The 20816-nt window shown below is 63.6% G+C and carries 15 protein-coding genes and 1 pseudogene; 9 read left to right on the forward strand and 7 right to left on the reverse strand.

Features of this window, described 5'->3' with window-relative positions:
• Positions 1-8: 8 nt before the first annotated feature.
• The 5 genes from J3P94_RS18220 to J3P94_RS18240 form a co-directional block, all read right to left on the reverse strand.
• Positions 9-1478 carry an efflux transporter outer membrane subunit gene (locus J3P94_RS18220; RefSeq protein ID WP_434569095.1) on the reverse strand — a complete coding sequence of 490 codons (1470 nt, stop codon included), beginning with the start codon at positions 1476-1478 and terminating at the stop codon, positions 9-11.
• Positions 1475-1948 carry a MarR family winged helix-turn-helix transcriptional regulator gene (locus tag J3P94_RS18225; protein ID WP_305495695.1) on the reverse strand — a complete coding sequence of 158 codons (474 nt, stop codon included), beginning with the start codon at positions 1946-1948 and terminating at the stop codon, positions 1475-1477. Before J3P94_RS18225 ends, J3P94_RS18220 begins: the two co-directional genes overlap by 4 nt.
• A gap of 223 nt (positions 1949-2171) precedes the next feature.
• On the reverse strand, positions 2172-5846 hold the full coding sequence (locus J3P94_RS18230; RefSeq protein WP_434569096.1) for a translocation/assembly module TamB domain-containing protein: 3675 nt from the start codon (positions 5844-5846) through the stop codon (positions 2172-2174).
• Positions 5843-7570, reverse strand: coding sequence for an autotransporter assembly complex protein TamA (locus J3P94_RS18235; RefSeq protein ID WP_434569097.1), 1728 nt, complete (start codon positions 7568-7570; stop codon positions 5843-5845). The genes J3P94_RS18230 and J3P94_RS18235 overlap by 4 nt, the downstream gene beginning before the upstream one ends.
• Before the next feature lie 65 nt (positions 7571-7635).
• Complete coding sequence (locus tag J3P94_RS18240) at positions 7636-8280, reverse strand: GNAT family N-acetyltransferase (RefSeq protein ID WP_434569098.1); 645 nt, start codon at positions 8278-8280, stop codon at positions 7636-7638.
• A gap of 177 nt (positions 8281-8457) precedes the next feature.
• On the opposite strand from J3P94_RS18240, the gene xthA reads away from it, so the two are divergent.
• From xthA to J3P94_RS18265, 5 genes and pseudogenes are all read left to right on the forward strand, one after another.
• Positions 8458-9270: an exodeoxyribonuclease III gene (gene xthA / locus J3P94_RS18245; protein WP_434569099.1), complete on the forward strand. Its 813-nt coding sequence runs from the start codon at positions 8458-8460 to the stop codon at positions 9268-9270.
• A 204-nt stretch (positions 9271-9474) separates the two neighbouring features.
• Entirely contained in the window at positions 9475-10809 is a 1335-nt protein-coding gene (locus tag J3P94_RS18250) for a substrate-binding domain-containing protein (protein ID WP_434569100.1), read from the forward strand.
• A gap of 480 nt (positions 10810-11289) precedes the next feature.
• A complete protein-coding gene (locus tag J3P94_RS18255; protein ID WP_305495705.1) occupies positions 11290-11568 on the forward strand; it encodes a DUF6124 family protein in 279 nt (92 codons plus the stop codon).
• A gap of 543 nt (positions 11569-12111) precedes the next feature.
• A complete protein-coding gene (locus J3P94_RS18260; protein ID WP_305495705.1) occupies positions 12112-12390 on the forward strand; it encodes a DUF6124 family protein in 279 nt (92 codons plus the stop codon).
• Positions 12391-12852: 462 nt separating this feature from the next.
• Positions 12853-13136 (forward strand): annotated as a pseudogene (locus J3P94_RS18265) (DUF6124 family protein).
• A gap of 200 nt (positions 13137-13336) precedes the next feature.
• Here the strand turns inward: J3P94_RS18265 and J3P94_RS18270 are convergent.
• On the reverse strand, positions 13337-14575 hold the full coding sequence (locus tag J3P94_RS18270) for a M20/M25/M40 family metallo-hydrolase (protein WP_434569101.1): 1239 nt from the start codon (positions 14573-14575) through the stop codon (positions 13337-13339).
• 76 nt (positions 14576-14651) lie between these two features.
• Positions 14652-15731 (reverse strand): diguanylate cyclase, encoded by a 1080-nt coding sequence (locus J3P94_RS18275; protein ID WP_434569102.1) that lies wholly within the window; start codon positions 15729-15731, stop codon positions 14652-14654.
• Positions 15732-15930: 199 nt separating this feature from the next.
• Here J3P94_RS18275 and J3P94_RS18280 point away from each other — a divergent pair, with 199 nt between their 5' ends.
• From J3P94_RS18280 to glcF, 4 genes are all read left to right on the forward strand, one after another.
• Positions 15931-16860 carry an alpha/beta fold hydrolase gene (locus tag J3P94_RS18280; protein ID WP_434569103.1) on the forward strand — a complete coding sequence of 310 codons (930 nt, stop codon included), beginning with the start codon at positions 15931-15933 and terminating at the stop codon, positions 16858-16860.
• A 157-nt stretch (positions 16861-17017) separates the two neighbouring features.
• On the forward strand, positions 17018-18517 hold the full coding sequence (gene glcD / locus J3P94_RS18285) for a glycolate oxidase subunit GlcD (RefSeq protein WP_434569104.1): 1500 nt from the start codon (positions 17018-17020) through the stop codon (positions 18515-18517).
• Positions 18517-19575 (forward strand): glycolate oxidase subunit GlcE, encoded by a 1059-nt coding sequence (glcE, locus tag J3P94_RS18290; protein ID WP_434569105.1) that lies wholly within the window; start codon positions 18517-18519, stop codon positions 19573-19575. Before glcD ends, glcE begins: the two co-directional genes overlap by 1 nt.
• Positions 19576-20796, forward strand: a complete 1221-nt coding sequence (glcF, locus tag J3P94_RS18295; protein ID WP_434569106.1) for a glycolate oxidase subunit GlcF — start codon at positions 19576-19578, stop codon at positions 20794-20796.
• The last annotated feature ends 20 nt before the right edge of the window (positions 20797-20816 follow it).

Consider the following 20816-nt stretch of genomic DNA (forward strand, 5'->3'; position numbering starts at 1 on the left):
ACCTCGAATCAGTGAGTCGGCGCGGTGGCGGCCGGAGTGGCCGAAGCGATGGTTTGGGTATCGAAACCACCACCCAGGGCCTGCATCAGTTGGATCGACAGATCGATCTGCTCGGCATTGAGGGTCGCCAGTTGGCGTTGGGCCTGGAGCAATTGTTGCTCGATGCTCAACACGTCCAGGTAATTGCCGATGCCGGAACCGTAGCGCTGGACCACGGTGTCGTAGGAGTTCCGGGCGATATCCACCGCGTGTTGCTGGGCGCCGAGCTGCCGACCGATGTCGCGCAACTGGTTGATGGTGTCGCTGACATCGCCAAGGGCCGCGACCAGGCTCTTGTTATATTGCGCCACCGCCAGGTCGTAATCGGCGTCCCGGGCATCCAGGTCCGCCCGCAGGCGGCCGCCATCGAAGATCGGCAACGACACGGTCGGCGCCACGTTGAAGAAACGACTGGGCGCGCCGAACATCGCGTCACCCAGCAGCGATTGCACCCCCGCCGCCGCGCTCAGGTTGAGGTTGGGGTAGAAGTTGGTCTTGCCGGCCTCGATGTTCTTGCTCGCCGCCTCGACCCGCCACCGCGCCGCGACCAGGTCGGGACGGCGACCGAGCAACTCGGCCGGCAGATTCGACGGCAGGGCAACCGCGCTGGCCTGCAGCACGTTGGGCCGGGCGATGTCGTTGCCCCGGTCGGGACCTTTGCCCAGCAGCACCGCCAAGGCGATCTTTGCGCTTTGCAGGCGTTTTTCCGCGTCGATCAGCGTCGCATCGGCGCTGGCTTCGAGGCTTTCGGTCTGCTGGAACTGGTATTCGCTGTCGATCCCGGCACCGAGACGGCGTTTGCCCAGGTCGAGCATCTGCCGCGTGCGCTTGAGGTCTTCATTGGCCAGGTCATAAATGATGTGGGCCTGGCCCAGGTCGCTGTAGGCCCGGGCCACGTCGGCGGCGAGGGTCAGTTGCGCGGCCTGGCGATCGATCTCGGCGGCGCGGGCCTGGCCCAGGGCCGCTTCCCAGGCGGCACGTTGGCCGCCCCAGAGGTCGAAGTTGTAATTGAAATCCACGCTCAGCGAACGCAGGGTGCTATAGGCGCCGCCCTGCCCTTGCGGGTCCTGGTCACGGGCCAGGCGCGAACGGCTGACACTGCCGCTGGCGTCGAGGGTCGGCAGGCGCGCGGCATTCGCGGCATAGGCAGCGGCGCTGGCCTGGTGCACCCGGGCGCTGGCGATCTGCATGTCCGGGCTGTCGCGCAGCGCTTCACGGATCAGGCCGTCGAGTTGCGGGTCGCCAAGGCTTTTCCACCAGTCGTTTTTCGGCCACGCCGCGGGCGACAGTTTGACCCCGGTCAGCGATTGCCCAGCTTGCAGGCTCTTGGCCTCCAGGCTGACGCCCTCGGTCTTCAGGCCGCTGTAGCTGGCACAACCGGCGAGGCTCATGGCCAACAGCACCAGGCTCAGGCGGGTACGCAAGGTTTGATGTTTCATTTGGCCCCCAATCGCAGGACGGTGATGGGGTCACCGGCGGCGAGCAGTATTTTCTTGAGGATGTCTTCGAGGGTTTGCAGCTCCTCGCGGCTGATGGCGCCGGCCAGTTGATTCATGGCGTCGGCGCCGATGAACGGCAGGCGATCGGCGAGGGCCTGGCCGGCGTCGGTCAGCACCAGACGAACCTGGCGCCGATCCTGTGCCGAGCGCTGGCGAACCAGAAAGCCCTTCTGCTCCAGGCGGTCGAGCATGCGGGTCATCGAGCCGCTGTCCAGCGACAGGTACCGGCACAGCTCGACCGGCGTATCGATGCCGTGCTGGGCCATGATGATCAACACCTTGAACTGCGCGGCGGTGATGCCGACAGGCTCCATGTGGGTGTCGATGATCCGGTCCTTGAGCGCCGCGGCACGGCCAAGGAGCATGCCGAGATGGCAATTGTGGAATTCGTCCGGGGTGAAATGCTTCATCTGGATACCGTTAGCTGCCTAGGCAGTGAATGTATGTCGAGATGTTACTGCTTAGGCAGCAAATGTCAAACAAATAGTTAGTTAGCTATGCATAAACAACAGAAATGAGAAAACCATGTGGGAGCGAGCTTGCTCGCGATAGCGGTCTGTCAGCCTGCGAACAGGTTGAATGTGACACCGCTATCGCGAGCAAGCTCGCTCCCACAGGGGACTTGGGGGAAAATCAGAAATCGCGCTTGTAGAAGATATCCAGCGAGCTGGCGACGCCGCTGGCGGCTTCGAGGTAGACCTTCTTGCTCAGCTTGTAGCGCAGGGCAATGGTATTGGCCGGTTCGAACACTCCGACGCCGTAGCGCAGGCTGAGTTTTTCCGATAGGTTGCCGCTGGCGACCACGCTGGTTTCGTTGCCGCTGCCCTGGGTGTCGAGTTGGAAATCCTCGATTCCCAGGTTGTTGGCCAGGCTGGTGGTCACGCCGGAACTGCCCATCAAGCCCAGGCCCAGTGCAGCCTGGGCGAGCATGTTGTTGTCTTCGCCGGTGGTACTCAGCGGCCGGCCCAGCACCAGGTAGGACAATGCCTGCTCCTGGCTCATGGCCGGCTCCGAGAAGATTTGCGTGGTGGGTTGCTCGGCGCTGCCGCTCAAGCGGATGCCGGCAATCACATCGTCTGTCTGGCGGATCGCCTCGATGTCCAGGTACGGCTGATCGATAGGCCCGGCGAACAACAAGCGCGCCCGGCGCACCGTCAACCGCTGCCCATAGGCCCGATAGCGGCCGTCGTTGAGCCAGAGTTCGCCGCGAGTGTCCATATTATCGCCAATGTGCACCTGCCCCTGGACATTGGCGGTGAGCCCGAATCCCGAAAAGGCAAGCTTCTCCTGGCCGACGAGCACGTCGATGTCCATTGCCATGGCCATCGGTGCCTTGCCCTCTTCGGTCTGGTGGCCGACGATCACCGTGTCGTCCGAAACCTTGACGGTTGATGGCGGCAATTCGCGAATGGTGATCTCGCCCTTCGGCACCAGGACCTTGCCGGCAATCGCCAGCCGCTCGCCCTGCAGCGTGATTTTCAAGTCCGGCGCCACGTCCAGCACCGCGTAGGGTTCGACGGTCACCGGCAGTTGCGAGCCCTTGAGTGCCAGGTCCATGGTCAGCGCCTCGCCCCAGCCGATGTTCCCGGTCAGGCGGCCCTGCCCGCTCTTGCCACTCTTCCAATCGCCATCCAGACGCACCGTTTCACCGGCGATCATCGCCCGCAGTTGCAAGGCTTCGAGGCTGACCGGCAGTTCCGGGCCGGACACTTCGCCATCGCTGAGCACCAGGTTACCGTTGACCTGGGGCGCGAGCAGCCCGCCGGACAGCGTGCCACTGCCGTTCAAGTGACCCGTGAGGGTTTCCACCATCGGCACGAACGGACGGGCGACGGACAGGTCCAGGCCGTTCAGGCGGAACGAACCGCTCAGCGGCTTGCTCGCTGGCAACGGATTGATCCGCGCCTGGACCCTCAGTTCGCCGAGCCTGGCGCCGACGAAATTCAGATCGGTATCGATGCGCGTGGGTGTCAGGCGGCTGTCGAGCGTCAGGGTCTGGTAGGGGAAGTCCAGCCACTGTTCTTTATCCCGAATCCGCAACGTGCCGCCGCTGGCATCCACCAGCACCCGGCCATTCGGGCCGCTGGCCGGCAGGTCCAGTTGCAGGTCGGCGTTGAGCCGGCCTTGCCAGGCAAAATCCCTGGGCATCCACTGGGCCAGGCTTTCGATGGGGAATTGCTTGAGGTGATAGCGCAGCTTCGGCTCCGGCATCAGCCGTTGGTCTTCGCCGCACAGGCTGGCCGGGCCGGAGCGCCAGCAGTGGGCACCGAAGTTCAGCGTACCGTTGGCCAGCCGTTCCAGCTTCGCTGGCGCTTGCAGGCGCCAGTCCTGACCGCCGACCCGCAGGTCGCCACTGGCCAGGCGTCCACGCCAGTTGCCCTGATCCAGCGTACCATCAAGGGCCAGGCTGGATTTCAACTGGGGCCCTTGCAGGTCGACCTTCAGTTGCTGTTGCTTGATATCGCCCTGCCCGCTCAGCGTCAGGACGCCAAGGGAGGTTTCGCCGCTGCGGATACCGCTGGCCTTGAGATCGACTTTGCCCCGTTGCGCGCCGTCGAGCGTCGCGTCCAGGTTCAGGCTTTGCAGCTGATTGTCCTGAAACGCCAGTTGCGTGCCTTGCAAGTCGAGCTTGCCCTGGGGGGCCTTGAGCGTGCCGGCCACGTCGACACGCCCGCTGACCTGACCGCGCAACTGCGGCCAGAGCTGGGCCAGGCGCGCGAGCTTGATGTCGATCTGGCCGGTCAGCTGCTGTTGCAGGCTGCCCGTACCGTTGATGCGGTTGTCGCCGAGGCGGATATCCAGTGCGCCGAGGTTCCATTGCTCGCCGGCGCCGCTGGCCTTGGCCTGGAACAGCGCCGGCTGGCCGCGCAGCTTGCCCTTGAGGTCCACGTCCGCGTCGAGTTCCATGCGCTGGTTTTTCATCGAGCCTTTACTGCGCAACGGCCCGGCCAGCGTGCCGGGCAATTCGGCGAGCCAGTACGCCGGGTTGACCGATGACAGTTGCAGCGCGGTGTCCCAGGCGATGCCGTCGGCAAATTGCAGGTCCAGGTGTCCTTCGGCCTTGCCCTGCCCGGCGGCGAGCTTGAGTTCCGGCAAGTGGACTTGCGTCAGGTTGCCGCTGAACGGGCTGCCCAGGCTGAACGCCCCGGCGGGACCGTCCAGCGCCGCCTGGAAATTGCCCAGGTACTGGCCGTCGGTGTACGAGACTTCGCCATTAAAACTGCGCAGCGTGACTTGCGGCTCGTCGATCAGCGGATAAAGGCGATGCCAGGGGAAATCCAGCCAGGCGACTTTTGCTTCGGCGTTCAGCCCTTCACGCCAATCCAACTGCCCGGTGAGCTTGAGGGTCTGCTGGTTGCCGGCGTCGAGATCCAGCCCTGCGACTTGCGCGCCAGTGGCGTCCACCTGGCCTTGCAGCAGCAACGCCACCGGCCCCTTTTCGGCGGGCAGAGTCGCCTTGCCGAGCAGTTGATAGCCGTTCTTCAGGTCGCCTTCGCCGGTCAGTTCCAGTTGGTTGAGCAGCAGCGTGTCCGGCAGATCGGCGCTGGCCTTGAAGCCGTCGGCGGTGATGCGCACCTTGGCCGGCAGGTTATCCGCCAACGGTTGCAGTTCGCCCGTCAGGCGGCCTTGCAGATAACCACTGCTGTCGGCTGTGAGATTGAGGGTCTTGAGCAGGTTGCCAGCGACTTTCAGCTCCAGTGCCCAAGGCGTCGCGCCCGGCGCCGGCAGGGTCAGCTGACCCGTCGCATTCAGCGGCCAGTCGCCGTGCGGTTGCAGCAGGCCGGACAATTTCAGGCTCAGTTCGTCGCGCTGCAACTGCACCGAGTCGATCTGCAAACCCTCGGCGGTCCAGTGCGCCACCAGTTGCAGCCCCTTGAGCTGCTCACTGCCGTTGAACGACAGGCTGCCCACCTGCACATCGCCCAGTTCGATCGCCAACGGCAAGTCCAGGTCCGGCAGGCTGATCGGGCCGCTGCTCGGTTCATCGGCGGTGGCTGGCAACTGCACGGCGATGGTCTCGGTCTTGAGCTGTTCAATGCACAGGGTCATGCGCAGCAGGCACGACGGCGACCAGGCGACATTCGGCCTCTCCAGCGCCACCCGGCGGGTATCTTGCTGCCACAGCACCCGATCGGCGCTCCACTGCCCGCCCAGCCGCCCCTGGAAATTCTCCACGCTCAGGCCTGGCACCAGGCCGAGAGCCCAACGGCTACCAAAGGCCGTGCCCAACACCATGCTCAAGGCCAGGACAACCGTCAGCAGCAACCCGGCGAGCGCCAGGAGCGTTATTTTCAAACCGCGATTCACAACTCGGGCCCCATGGAAAAGTGCAGTCGAATGCCGCCGTCGTCGTCCATCGCATGGGCCAGGTCAAGGCGGATCGGGCCGACCGGCGAGACCCAGCGCACGCCGACGCCGACGCCGGTCTTGAGGCTTGGCAGCTCAAGGCTGTTGAAGGAGTTGCCCTGGTCGACGAAGGTCGCCACGCGCCATTTCTCCGCGACCGAATATTGATACTCGACGCTGGCGGCCACCATGTAGCGACCGCCGATGCGATCGCCCTCGGAGTTCTCCGGCGACAGGCTCTGGTAGTCGTAGCCACGCACGCTCTGGTCGCCACCGGCGAAAAAGCGCAGCGACGGCGGGATCGACTTGTAGCCGTTGGTGGCGCTGCCGCCCACCTGGGCCCGGGCCAACAGGCGATGCTTGTCGAACACCGTGGTCAGGCCCTTGACCATGGCCGTGCCATACAAAAGGTTGTTGTCCGAACCCAACCCTTCCTTGGCGACCTTGGTGTCGAATTGCAGGCGATAGCCGTTGTGCGGGTCGATGCGGTTGTCGCTGCGCAAGTACGAATAGCTGACGCCGGGCATGAGCAAGGTGCTCAGGCCCGAATCGTCGCCGAGGCGGTATTCCTCGCGCTGCCACTTGAGCGACACCACCCGCTGCCAGCCGCTGGGCAGCTTGCTGTGCCACTCGGGGCCCACGGTCAGCAGTTTACTGAGGGTGTCGGTGCCGGACAGTTCTTCATATTGATAGCCGCCGGCGTAGCGCATCTTGTCAGTCAGTGGCGGGTCGAGCGGCACGTCGTACCAGAGGCCGACGTTTTGCCGGGGCGCCGATATTTCCGCTTCCCAGCCATAGCTGTGGCCTTGGGGATTGACCCAGTGACGCGTCCAGTTGGCCTTGGCGCGCGGGCCGACGTCAGTGGAAAACCCCAGGCCCAGGCCCATGGTGCGCGGCTTGCGGGTGTCGAGCCTGACCGCCACCGGGATCACATTGTCGGTGGCCGCGGTGGGCGCCGCATCAACGCGCACGCCTTCGAAATAACCGCTCGACTGCAAGGCCTGGTTGAGTTCGGCAATCAATTCGGAGTCGTAGGGCGCGCCCGCCTTGAACGGCACCATGCGCTGCAGCAGGTCCTCGTCGAACGGCGTATCGCCCTCGAAACTGACCGGGCCCAAGGCATAACGCGGGCCGCTGTCGTAGATCAGCTCGATGTCGGCAATGCCGGCCGTGGGATCCACGCGCAACGTCTGGCTGAGAAACTTTCCGCTGAAAAAGCCATAACGCGAGGCCTGGTTCTGGATCGTCCGCTTGGCGTCTTCATAGCGTCCGTGATTGAGCACCGCACCCGGTTTGAGACCGGCGTTGTCCGGCACCCGGAAACTCTTCAGCGAGGCCGCCGGGCCGTCGATGCGGATCGTGACATTGCGCAGGTGCACCGGCTCGCCGGGGTCGATGGTCAGGATCAGGCGCGGGTCCTTGCCAGCCTTGACCTCGCTGTCGATCTGCGGCTGGTAATAGCCGAGCGCCTGGGCCGCCTTGCGCGCCTGCTCCTCGGCGCCGCGACTGAAACGCAGCAGTGCCTCTTCGTCACGCTCACCGAGGCCACCGATATAGCCCTCTACATTGGCCTTGAGCTCGTCATTGGACGGTTTGACCCGTACATCCAATACACTTTGTGCCAGCGCGGCGCAGCTGAGGGACAGCAAGAGCGCGCCACTGGTCATTCGTCCTGGGAAATTCATGGCGCGGATGCTATCACGAGCTTGGGAGCCTGATAGAGCCGGACGCTTCGCAAAAGTTCGTCCGATTATGCCGTCGCGCTGTGTAAAACCTGCGGGTTGGCGTGAAAGAACACATGCTCGCGGACCGGTCCTACCGCGATTTCGCCGATTTCCTCATAGCCCTGGCGTTTATAAAATTCCAGGTAGCGCGGGTTGCCGGTATCGAGCACGACGCCTTGGGAATGCTCGTCCACCGCACACCAGTTATGGACTGCCTCAAGCAACTGCTCACCGTAATGCTGGCCCTGGAACTGCGGATGAACCCCCAGCAGTGGCAGCACATGGACCGCGTCCGATGGCAGGCAGGCCAGCACCGCGGCGTGATACTCCAGATAACGCCGGGTGCAGCGAAACCCCGTGCTCAAGACCATGCGCAGGCGCCAGGCCCAGCTTTCGGTAATGCCCAGGCGCCGCTGCGGCGGGGCAATCAGGGCGATGCCGATCAGGCGGTCGTTGACCAACAGGCCGATGGCTGGCAGGTCCTGGAAGAAATGCTGCTTGACCAGTTCACGCACCGTCGCCCGCACCCGCTGTTCGTAACCGGGACGCTCGGATTCGAACAGGTAGCTGAAGGTCGGCTCATGGCGGTAGGCCTGGTACAGCAATGAACGCGCTTCGCGGGAATAGCCGCTGTCGAGCATGTGGATATCAGCGGTAATGGCGTCAGGCATGGTGGTGGATCTCCTGGGCGAGGCTCGGTGAGGCCCTGCTCTTATTGACTACGAACCCGTCAGGGCTGCGATCGTTCCTACATGCCAGAGGACATTAGCAGTGCATTTGTCCTACCGCCACGCTGGCTCCCTTCCGACATGTCAGCTAGCATCGCAGTTTTGCCAGGACAGCCGACCATGAAGATCGTCTCCTTCAACATCAACGGGCTGCGCGCCCGTCCCCATCAGTTGGCGGCACTGATCGACAAGCACCAGCCTGACGTCATCGGGTTGCAGGAAACCAAGGTTCACGACGAACAATTCCCCCTGGCCGAGGTGCAAGCCTTGGGTTATCACGTGCAGTACCACGGGCAGAAAGGCCATTACGGCGTCGCCCTGCTCTCGCGCCAGGCGCCGCTGACCCTGCACAAAGGTTTCGAGACTGACGACGAAGACGCCCAGCGGCGTTTCATCTGGGGCACCTTCGCCGATGCCAATGGCGTACCGGTGACCATCATGAACGGCTATTTCCCTCAAGGTGAAAGTCGCGACCATCCGACCAAGTTCCCGGCCAAGCAGCGCTTCTACAGCGATTTGCAGCAACTGCTGGAAACCCGCTTCAGCAACGACCAGCCGGTGGTGGTGATGGGCGATGTGAACATTTCCCCGGAAGACTGCGACATCGGCATCGGCCCGGACAACATGAAGCGCTGGCTCAAGACTGGCAAATGCAGCTTCCTGCCGGAAGAACGCGAATGGATGGCGCGCCTGAAGAATTGGGGTCTGGTGGACAGCTTCCGTCACCTGAACCCGGACGTCAGTGACCGCTTCAGCTGGTTCGACTACCGCAGCCGCGGTTTCGAGGACGAGCCCAAGCGCGGCCTGCGCATCGATTTGATCCTCGCGTCCCAAGGCCTGCTGCCACGGGTCAAGGATGCCGGCGTGGATTATGAATTGCGCGGCATGGAAAAACCCTCGGACCACGCGCCGATCTGGCTGGAACTGAGCTGAGTACCAGCCTTCCATTTCGTCCCCTGTGGGAGCGAGCTTGCTCGCGATAGCGGTTTCACTGTCACATCACCATCGACTGTGCCGCCGCCATCGCGAGCAAGCTCGCTCCCACCCGCTCCACTGAACCCGTCGCAACCCTGTCATCTTTCAGCAACCTGACTGACTTAATCTTCCGGCACCTCCCTGGTTCAAAAAGGTGCCGGCATGCAGCTGTGCGTTGTGTTTTTCATGAGCTTCTGGCTGCCGCTCATGGCATGGGCCGGCGCCTTGCCCGTTTCCGAACACGGCCCGGCCCTACGCATCCAGGGCTCCAACACCATCGGCGCGGCACTGGGGCCGGCCCTGGTCAAGGGTCTGATGCAAGGCCAGGGGCTGCTCAGGGTCAGCAGCGAAATAACCGGCCGGGACAATGAGCAACGGATCGTTGGCTGGACCGCCGAAGGCAAGCGCGTCCAGATCGACATCGCGGCCCACGGTTCCAGCACCGGATTCGCCGCCCTCAAGCAAGCCAGCGCTGATCTGGCAGCCTCTTCCCGACCGATCAAGGACGGGGAACTGAAGGACCTGTCGGCCCTCGGCGACTTGAAAAGTCCGATGGCCGAGCAGGTCATCGCCATCGACGGCCTGGCGATTATTCTGCATCCGCAAAACCCGTTGCGTCAGCTCGACACCGCGCAACTGGCGCGCATTTTCAGCGGTGAGGCAAAGACCTGGGAAGCGGTGGGCAGCGTCGGCGGGGCCATTCATTTATACGCGCGGGACGAACAGTCCGGCACCTACGATACCTTCAAGGAACTGGTACTCAACCGACAAGGAAAAAAGCTCGACCCTACGGCCCAGCGCTTCGAATCCAGTGAGCAATTGTCCGATGCGGTCAGCCAGGATCCGCAAGGCATCGGCTTCATCGGTTTGCCCTATGTACGTCAGGCAAAACCCCTGGCGCTCGTTGACGGCGCCTCGCAGCCCATGCTGCCGCTGAACAACCTGATCGCCACCGAGGATTATCCCCTGTCCCGACGCTTGTTCTTCTACTTGCCGCCAGCGCAAACCAACCCGTGGGCCGAAGCCCTGGTCGACTTCAGCCAAAGTGAACAAGGCCAGGCCATCGTCGCGGCCAACGGATTCATCGCCCAGACCATCCAGGCCATGTCCGTCACCCCCAACGCGCTGATGCCGGAGGGTTACCAGGCCTTGAGCCGCCATGCCCAGCGCCTGACCGTGAATTTCCGCTTCGAGGAAGGCAGCGCGAGCCTGGACAACAAGGCCCACCAAGACCTCGGCCGGGTACTCGACTATATAAGGCAACACGGAAAACTCGATCGGCGCGTGACCCTGGTGGGTTTTGGCGACCTCAAGGACGACCCGGCGCGAGCCGACCTGCTGTCGAAATTGCGCGCCATGGCGGTGCGGCGGGAACTGGTCAAATACGGCGTGACGTTGCGCGAGGTCCGCGGGTTCGGCGCGTTGATGCCGGTGGCAGCCAACAATGAAGACGAAGGCCGGGTGCGCAATCGGAGAGTGGAGGTTTGGGTTTATTGAACCCCTTGTGGCGAGGGAGCTTGCTCCCGCTGGACTGCGCAGCAGGCCCAGGTTTTTGTTTCAACACAAAATTCTTGGGGCCGCTTCGCGGCCCAGCGGGAGCAAGCTCCCTCTCCACGAAAAGCCCGGGGGTTTATTGGGTTGGCCTGCGTGTAGGACCGAACTCCCGCGTCTTGCGCCTTTGCCTACAACTACGCCAGAATCGGCCGGCTTGTGCGCCTTGGGGTTGGGCTTTACTGTGGCCTGGTCGTTGAAAAATCAGCGATCGGGTTTAGCGATCCGGCTCCAGACACAGAAGCTACAAGCCCAGTCTCGATTGCAGTTTTTTAAGTCTGCAATTTGCGTCATGGTGGCTGTGCGCGGGAGACCTTCTGGTCTACCCGGGGTTTCTGTGACCCGGATCGCTAACCTGCGTACAGCCGCCACCTTACTTGTTTAGCGATAGGTCGTGGCGGCTCAACCCGTTCACGGAGATTCACCATGTTCAAACCAACACCCAACCCACCGGACACCGATCCAGCCACCGCCGCTCCAAGAGAAACCGATCCTGGTCAACTCTTCACCGTCATCAACGGCATCGACACCGAATCCCTGCTCGCCAACCTCAGCGAAACCCTCGCCTCGGCCAACGCCATGGTCGGTTACCTGGCCTTCGACCTGGAAGACTCACGACGCCATATTGCCTTGGGCATCCAGCAACTGATCGAACTGGGCGCACTCCTGGCAAACCGCGCGCTGGACAACGTCGACCCACGCTAGCCGCTTCAACACATCCCCCTGTGGGAGCGAGCTTGCTCGCGATAGCGGTAGGTCAGTCAACATCTGACGGACAGACAGATCGCTATCGCGAGCAAGCTCGCTCCCACAGGGTTTCTAGGTGTTGATCCCCCCTTGTGTCAAAACAAAAGACCAGGCCTGCTGCGCAGTCCAGCGGGAGCAAGCTCCCTCGCCACGAAAAGCCTCGGGGTTTATTGGGGTGGCCTGCGTGTAGGACCGAACTCCCGCGTCTTGCGCCTTTGCCTACAACTACGCCAGAATCCGCCGGCTTGTGCGCCTTGGGGTTGGGCTTTACTGTTGTCTGGTCGTTGAAAAATCAGCGATCGGGTTTGGTAGCCCGGGCTTTCGGTGCATAGCGTCACCTCTTGTGAGTGCAATCATGCGCTTCGCTTTATGGTGGCCCTGCGCAGGGTCTCTTCGGAGACGCCGGCTTCCGATGCCCGGTCTACCAACCTTCGTATGGCCACCACCCTTCGTTTGGTAGCGAGAGGGTTACGGCTCCTTCAGACGCATCGGAGATTCATCATGTTCAAACCAACACCCAACCCACCGGACACCGATCCAGCCACCGCCGCTCCAAGAGAAACCGATCCTGGTCAACTCTTCACCGTCATCAACGGCATCGACACCGAATCCCTGCTCGCCAACCTCAGCGAAACCCTCGCCTCGGCCAACGCCATGGTCGGTTACCTGGCCTTCGACCTGGAAGATTCACGACGCCACATTGCCCTGGGCATCCAGCAACTGATCGAACTGGGCGCACTCCTGGCAAACCGCGCGCTGGACAACGTCGACCCACGCTAGCCAAGCACAACCCTGTCGTGGCGGGGGAGCTTGCTCCCGCTGGACTGCGCAGCAGGCCCAGGTTTTTTGTTTCAACACAAAATCCTTGGGGTCGCTTCGCGGCCCAGCGGGAGCAAGCTCCCTCGCCACGAAAAGCCCGGGGGTTTATTGGGTTGGCCTGCGTGTAGGACCGAACTCCCGCGTCTTGCGCCTTTGCCTACAACTACGCCAGAATCCGCCGGCTTGTGCGCCTTGGGGTTGGGCTTTACTGTTGCCAGGTCGTAGAAAAATCAGCGATCGGGTTTGGTAGCCCGGGTAAAACTAAGGCGCACAGCTCCGGCATATTTGTAATGGCGGCTGTGCGTGGGGCGCCCTCGTGGCGCGCCGGGTTTGCCTTGGTACCCGGTCTACCAACCTGCGTATAGCCGCCACCTGATGTTTGGTAGCAGAAGGGTTGCGGCTCCATTACCAAGGAGTTTCATCATGTTCAAAGCAACACCCAACCCACCGGACACCGATCCGGCCGCCGCCGATCCAAGAGAAACCGATCCCGGCCAGCTCTTCACCGTCATCAACGGCATCGACACCGAATCCCTGCTCGCCAACCTCAGCGAAACCCTCGCCTCGGCCAACGCCATGGTCGGTTACCTGGCCTTCGACCTGGAAGACTCACGACGCCATATTGCCTTGCCTTGGGCATCCAGCAACTGATCGAACTGGGCGCACTCCTGGCAAACCGCGCGCTGGACAACGTCGACCCGCGCTAGCCGCTTCAACACATCCCCCTGTGGGAGCGAGCTTGCTCGCGATAGCGGTAGGTCAGTCAACATCTGACGGACAGACAGCTCGCTCCCACAGGGTTTCAAGGTGTTGATCCACCCCGTTTAGAAACAAAAAAACCGGGCCTGCTTCGCGGCCCAGCGGGAGCAAGCTCCCTCGCCACGAAAAGCCTTTCTTCCGCGGGCTGCTACCGTGCCGCCAACTCCATGATCATTCGCGTCAGCAGATAAATCCTCGGCACCACGCTTTCGACCTCGGCATATTCCTCGGGCGTATGGATATTGCCGCCGACGATGCCAAAGCCGTCCAGCGTGGGTGTACCAACGCCGGCGGACAGGCTGGCGTCCGCCGCGCCGCCGCTGCCTTCCTCGGTCAGTTTGCGGCCCAGCTCGCCATAGATGCCCTGGGCCATGGCCATCAGCCGGTCCGACTCGGCGGTCTGTGGCATGGGCGGCAAGCCGCGCTGCAGGCTGGTGGTGACTTCGGTGTCGGCGATCAGCTTGTCCTTCGAGACCCGGGCCAGGTCTTTTTCGATGCGGTCGAATTCTTCCGGCACCGCTGCGCGCACATCGGCCTTGGCGCTGGCCTGGTCGGGAATCACGTTGGTCCGGTCACCGGCCTTGAGCACGGTGAAGTTGATGGTCGTCTTCTTTTCCGCGTCGCCCAGCTTGCCCAGTTGCAGTATCTGATGCGCCGCTTCCATTGCCGCGTTACGCCCCAGTTCCGGTGCGACGCCGGCGTGGGCCGCCTTGCCCTTGACCTCCACCAGCGCGGTTGCGCTGCCCTTGCGCCACACCACCAGGCCGTCGGCCGGGCGCCCTGGTTCAAGGTTGAGGGTCACGTCATGGGCCTTGGCGGTTTTCTTGATCAGGTCGGTGGCGACGTCCGAACCGGTCTCTTCGCTGGCATCGAGCAGGAACGTGATCTGCGCGTAATTCTTGAAATCCAGGTTCTTCAGCACCTTCAGCGCGTAGATGCCCGCGACGATGCCGCCCTTGTCATCCATCACCCCCGGCCCGTAGGCGCGGCCATCCTTGATATGGAACGGACGTTCGGCCGCCGAGCCTTCCTTGAACACCGTGTCCATATGGGCCATCAGCAGGATTTTCGCCTTGCCGGTGCCCTTGAAGGTCGCCAGGACATGGTGGGTGCCGTCCGAATTGGGCACCTTTTCAATGCTGGCGCCGAGCTTCTGCAACTCGTCGATCGCGATGTCGCCGACCTGGGTCAGCCCCGGCACATAGCCGGAACCGGAGTCAATGTTCACCAGGCGTTCAAGCAGTTTCAGCGCCTCGCCCTTGTACTGCTCGGCATCGGCCAGCACCTGTTGATGAGGTTGCGCCAGGGCCGCCGGAGCGAAGGCGCCAAGGGCCAGGCTCAGGCCGAGGCTGACGGCGAGACGGGAGCGACGAACGATAACGGTCATGAGTTCATCCTTGTTTCATCTGGAAAGCATCATCGGGAAGGTCAGCCAGCACCCTACCCGACAATGCGCCAAGGCTCTAGACCGCAGACGCCTCCAGCACCGGCCGGTGTCGCTGACAGACAACCCGGTTGCGTCCGCTGGTCTTGGCTTCATAGAGTACCTGGTCGGCGTCGTCGAGCCAGGCGGTCGCATCGGCATAATCCGCCGTGAAGGCCGCCAGGCCGATACTCAGGCTCACTTTCAGCGCCGGGTCACGTTCGTAGTCCTGCGCGGTGAAGCGTTCGCGTAGCCCCTCCATCGCCTGCACCGCGCTGAGCAGCGTCAGGTCCGGCAGGATCACCCCGAACTCGTCGCCGCCATAACGCCCGACGATGTCCGTGGCCCGCAGGTTCTGCCCCAGCAGCTTGCCGAGCTGACGCAGCACGACATCACCGGCGCCATGGCCGTAGGTGTCATTGATGGCTTTGAAGTGGTCGATATCGATCAGCGCGATCACGCCATGCCCTGCCCCGTCCGGTGACTGGCGTCGGCAGTGCTGGAATGCCTCGTTGAGCCGGTCCTTCCAGGCGCCATGGTTGAGCAGGCCGGTCAGGCTGTCGGTACGGCTCAGGGCCAGCAATTCGCGTTTCTGTCGGCCCAGGGTGTGCGCCTGGCGAAAGCAGATCCAGCCCAGCGCCAGCGGGTACAGGCACAGCAACGGCAAGCAGGCGTATAGCTGCGCCGGGCTGGTCATGGGCACGCTGGCAAAGGGGAACATGAATATCCCGACGGTGATACCGGCTACCTGGGCCACAGCCCCGACCAACAGGAAACGCAGGCCGCCGATGGCCACGTTGTTCATTGCCATCATCGCCAGCGTCACGGCGGTGGGCAGCGGGTTGAATTGCATCGCGGCGACCCAGAAGCCACCGAGGAAGGCGTCGATCACCAGGTTGCGGTGCTCGGCATGGTACGGCACCGTCGAACGACGGGCCCATTGGTAGGACACGTGCGGCCAGAGCAACCCGTTGAACAGCATGAAGCCCCAGACCCAGGGCGCCGGGTCGAGGGGATAGAGCGCGGCGCTCACGACCAGCAACCCCAGCGCCAGACCGAGGATTCGGGATGTGTAGAGCCTCCTGGCCAGCGACAATCCCTTTTTTCCCGCTTTATGCATAGAGGCCTCTGCACCACCGGTCTCCCGGGGCCGGGATAGGTTTTGGGCAGTCTATCAGGGCGAGGTCAAATAGCCACTATCGATGCAGGGGTATTTATTCCGACCGATCAGCGTGGTTCCCCGCGGATTTTGGCTATACATGAAAAAGGGAAATTCGTTGGTACAGGGTCTCGCCTTGTCCTGATATGGAGGCAACAACATGCTGGTGTTGTGGGTGGTCCTTGCGGTGTTCATCGCCTGGAGCTGGTTGACGTATCCGGGCATCGGCCATGTGCTGTATGACCTGGGCATGGCGCTGGAGGCGCGTCTCTACCGGCTGCACAAAATTACCGTGCCCATCAGCGAAATGACGGTGTCGACCTGGCAAGGCGGGCCCTATGAAGCGTCCGGCAGCGTGCTGATGCTGCATGGCTACAGCGCCGACAAGAACCTCTGGTTGCGCTTCGCCCGATATTTCGTCGGCGATTACCGGGTGGTGATTCCCGACCTGGCCGGCCATGGCGAAACCGGCTTCAAGGCCGGCGGCGGTTATGACATCCCGACCCAGGCGCGGCGAGTGATCGAATTGCTCGATGCCTGTGGCCTGGACAAGGTCCATGTGATCGGCAACTCGATGGGTGGTTACCTCGCAGCCTGGCTGGCGGCGACGTCGCCTGAGCGGGTATTGACCCTGGCGCTGATCGATCCGGCCGGTGTCACCGCCCCCGAACCCAGTGACATGGAACGCCACCTGGCCGCCGGTCACAACCCGTTCCTGGTTGATTCTCGAGCCGATTTCGCGCCGTTCTACGCCATGACCATGGCCTCGCCGCCCTGGCTGCCCAGCGTAGTGCTGGCGGCGCTGGCCGAGCGTTATGAACAGCGCCGGGAGGAATTGGCGGAGATCTTCGTCGATTTACGCGCCAGCCCACCCATGGAACCGCGCCTGGCCGACATCCGCGCCCCTTCGTTGCTACTCTGGGGGCGCAAGGACCGGTTGATCGACGTCAGCAGCGTACCGGTATGGAGCAAGGGCATCACCGACCTCAGGGTGGAAATCTGGGACGGGGTCGGGCATATGCCGATGGTTGAAAAACCGGGCAAGACTGCGGCGTTGTACCGGGATTTTTTGAAGGGGCTGGGGCAGTGAAAACAATAACAAGTACTCAAGTGAATCTACTCTGTGGGAGCGAGCTTGCTCGCGATAGCGCAGGCACATCCAGCATTGATGCAAGCTGACCCGCCGCCATCGCGAGCAAGCTCGCTCCCACAGGGGGTCCGCGCCGACTCAGAGGTATCTGACTGCCATGAACATCCTCTACGACGAGCAGCTCGACGGCCCGCTGCCGAAAGTGCCCAAGCAGGCCCTGCTCGACGCCATGCAGGCACGCATTCCGGACCTGGATATCCTGCACCGCGACGAAGACCTCAGGCCCTACGAATGCGATGGGCTGTCTGCCTACCGGACCACGCCATTGCTGGTCGTGCTGCCGCGGCGGGTCGAGCAGGTGCAGGCCTTGCTCACGCTGTGCCATGAACAGAATGTACCGGTGGTGGCCAGGGGCGCCGGGACCGGCCTGTCCGGTGGCGCCCTGCCCCTGCAAAGCGGCGTGTTGCTGGTGATGGCGCGCTTCAACCAGATCCTGCACATCGACCCCGACGCCCGCACCGCGCGCTTGCAGCCAGGGGTGCGCAACCTGGCGATTTCCCAGGCGGCGGCTCCGTTCGGGTTGTACTACGCGCCGGACCCTTCCTCGCAGATCGCTTGCTCCATCGGCGGCAACGTCGCGGAGAACGCCGGTGGCGTGCATTGCCTGAAATACGGCCTGACGGTGCACAACCTGCTGAAGCTGGAAATCCTCACCATCGAAGGCGAACGCCTGGTGCTGGGCAGCGAGGCCCTGGACTCGCCAGGCCTGGACCTGCTGGCGTTGTTCACCGGCTCCGAAGGCCTGCTGGGGATCATCACCGAAGTCACCGTCAAGCTGTTGCCTCGCCCCCAGGTTGCCAGGGTGCTGCTGGCCAGCTTTGATTCGGTGGACAAGGCCGGACGAGCGGTGGCCGAGATCATCGCAGCCGGGATCATCCCCGGCGGCCTGGAAATGATGGACAACCTGGCGATCCGCGCCGCCGAGGATTTCATCCACGCAGGCTATCCGGTCGACGCCGAAGCGATCCTGCTGTGCGAGCTCGATGGCGTCGAGGCCGATGTCCACGATGACTGCGAACGGGTCCGCCAAGTGCTGCAACGGGCCGGCGCCACCGAGGTGCGCCTGGCCCGGGACGAGGCCGAACGCCTGCGGTTCTGGGCCGGACGCAAGAATGCGTTTCCGGCGGTAGGCCGCCTGGCGCCGGACTATTACTGCATGGACGGGACCATCCCCCGGCGGGCATTGCCCGAGGTCCTGCAGCGCATCGCCAGCCTGGGCAGCGAACACGGCCTGCGGGTCGCCAACGTGTTCCATGCCGGCGACGGCAACATGCACCCGCTGATCCTGTTCGACGCCAACCAGCCGGGCGAGCTGGAGCGCGCCGAAACCCTGGGTGGGAAGATCCTCGAACTGTGCGTCCAGGTGGGCGGCAGCATCACCGGTGAACACGGCGTCGGCCGGGAGAAAATCAACCAGATGTGCACGCAGTTCAACAGCGACGAGCTGCTGCTGTTCCACGCGGTGAAAGCCGCATTCGATCCGCTTGGCCTGCTCAACCCCGGCAAGAACATACCGACCCTGAACCGCTGCGCTGAATTCGGCGCGATGCATATCCATGGCGGGCAGTTGCCGTTTCCTGAACTGGAGCGATTCTGATGACCGCGCAAGTCGACCGCGACGCCAGCGAGCTGCTGCTGGAGCAGGTCAACCGCGCCCGCGCGAGCGATACGCCGCTGCGCATCCAGGGCTCCAACAGCAAGGCTTTCCTGGGACGCCAAGTGGCCGGCGAGGTGCTGGACACCCGTGCGCATCGCGGGATCGTTGACTACGACCCCACGGAGCTGGTCATCACCGCCCGCGCCGGCACCCCGCTGCGGGAGCTGTTGGCCGCGCTGGACGCCGCCGGGCAGCGGCTGCCCTGCGAGCCGCCGGCGTTCGGCGCGGACGCCACGGTGGGCGGCATGGTCGCCGCCGGATTGTCGGGGCCGCGCCGTCCGTGGGCCGGCTCGGTGCGCGACTATGTGCTCGGCACGCGGATGATCAGCGGCCATGGCCACCTGTTGCGCTTTGGCGGCGAGGTGATGAAAAACGTCGCCGGCTACGACCTGTCGCGCCTGCTGGCCGGCAGTTTCGGTTGCCTGGGGGTGATCACTGAAGTGTCCTTGAAAGTGCTGCCCAAGCCCCGCCACGGCTTGAGCATCCGCCTGGAAATGGACAGCCGCGAAGCCCTGGAAAAACTCGCCGAATGGGGCCGACAACCCTTGCCCATCAGCGCAGCCAGCCACGACGGCGATTGTCTGCGCCTGCGCCTGGAAGGCGGCGAGGGTTCGGTCAGCGCGGCCCATCAGCGCCTGGGCGGCGAAGCCATCGACGATCAATACTGGACCGAGCTGAATGAACATCGCCTGCCATTCTTCGCTGAAGACCTGCCGCTGTGGCGCCTGTCGCTGCCCAACGCTACCGGCCCGCTCGACTTGCCCGGTGCGCAACTGGTCGATTGGGCGGGCGCGCAGCGCTGGCTGAAAACCGACGCCGATACGGTCCAGGCCCTGGCGCGGGAATGGGGCGGCCATGCCGTCTGCTATTGTCCTGGCGCAACCGCAACGCCGTTCCAACCGTTGGCCCCGGCGCTGCTGCGCTACCACCGTCAACTCAAGGCGAAGCTTGATCCCCAGGGCCTGTTCAATCCTGGCCGAATGTACGCGGAGTTCTAGATGCAGACCCGGTTCAGTGAAAAAAGCCAACGCCTGCCTCGCGCCGAAGAGGCCGAACGGATCCTGCGCAGTTGCGTGCATTGCGGCTTCTGCAACGCCACCTGCCCCACTTACCAGTTGCTCGGCGATGAACTGGACGGCCCGCGCGGACGCCTCTACCTGATCAAGCAGGTGCTCGAAGGCCAGCCGCCAACCGCCAGCACCCAACTGCACCTGGATCGTTGCCTGTCGTGCCGCAACTGCGAAACCACCTGCCCGTCCGGCGTCGATTATCACAACCTGCTGGACATCGGCCGAGCCGTGGTCGACGCGGCCGTACCCCGCCCCGCCGGCCAACGGGCCCTGCGTCTCGGCTTGCGGGGCCTGGCTGCGAGTCCCGAACGATTCAAGAATCTGCTGCGCCTGGGAACGCTATTCCGCCCGCTGCTGCCGGCGAACCTGGAGGCCAAGTTGCCACGGTCGGCGGCGTCCCCCGGCACGCGCCCGGCCGTGCGGCACTCGCGCCGCGTGCTGATGCTCGAAGGCTGCGTGCAGCCGGGCCTGTCGCCGAACACCAACGCGGCCGCCGCCCGGGTGCTGGACCGGCTCGGCATCAGCGTCGTTGCCAGCTCTGATGCCGGCTGTTGCGGCGCGCTGGATTATCATCTCGACGCTCAACCCACCGGGCTGGACCGCGCCCGGCGCAACATCGATGCCTGGTGGCCGCACTTGCAAGACGGCGCCGAGGCGATCGTCCAGACCGCCAGCGGCTGCGGCGCGTTTATCAAGGACTACGGACATCTGTTGGAGCACGACCCGGTGTATGCCGCCAAGGCGAAACACGTCAGCGAACACGCGCTGGACCTGGTGCAGGTACTCGGCAACGAACCGCTGGAAGAAATTTGCGCCGCCAGGGATCAACGCATCGCCGTCCATTGCCCCTGCACCTTGCAACACGCGCAGAAACTCGGTGGCGCCGTCGAAGCCCTGCTCACACGGCTGGGCTTCAACCTCACCGAGGTGCCCGACGGCCACCTGTGCTGCGGCTCGGCCGGGACCTATTCGCTGACCCAGCCGGCGCTGGCGCGACAATTGCGGGACAACCGTCTCAACGCGCTGGAAAGCGGCCGACCGGAGCTGATCGTCACCGCCAATGTCGGCTGCCAGAGCCACCTCGACGGTGCTGGTCGCACGCCCGTGCGGCACTGGATCGAGCTGGTGGATCAGTCCCTGGCAGAATGAAGTCGTGAAGATTCTTCGTT

The organism is Pseudomonas sp. Z3-8 (genome assembly GCF_051131975.1).
Lineage (GTDB): Bacteria > Pseudomonadota > Gammaproteobacteria > Pseudomonadales > Pseudomonadaceae > Aquipseudomonas.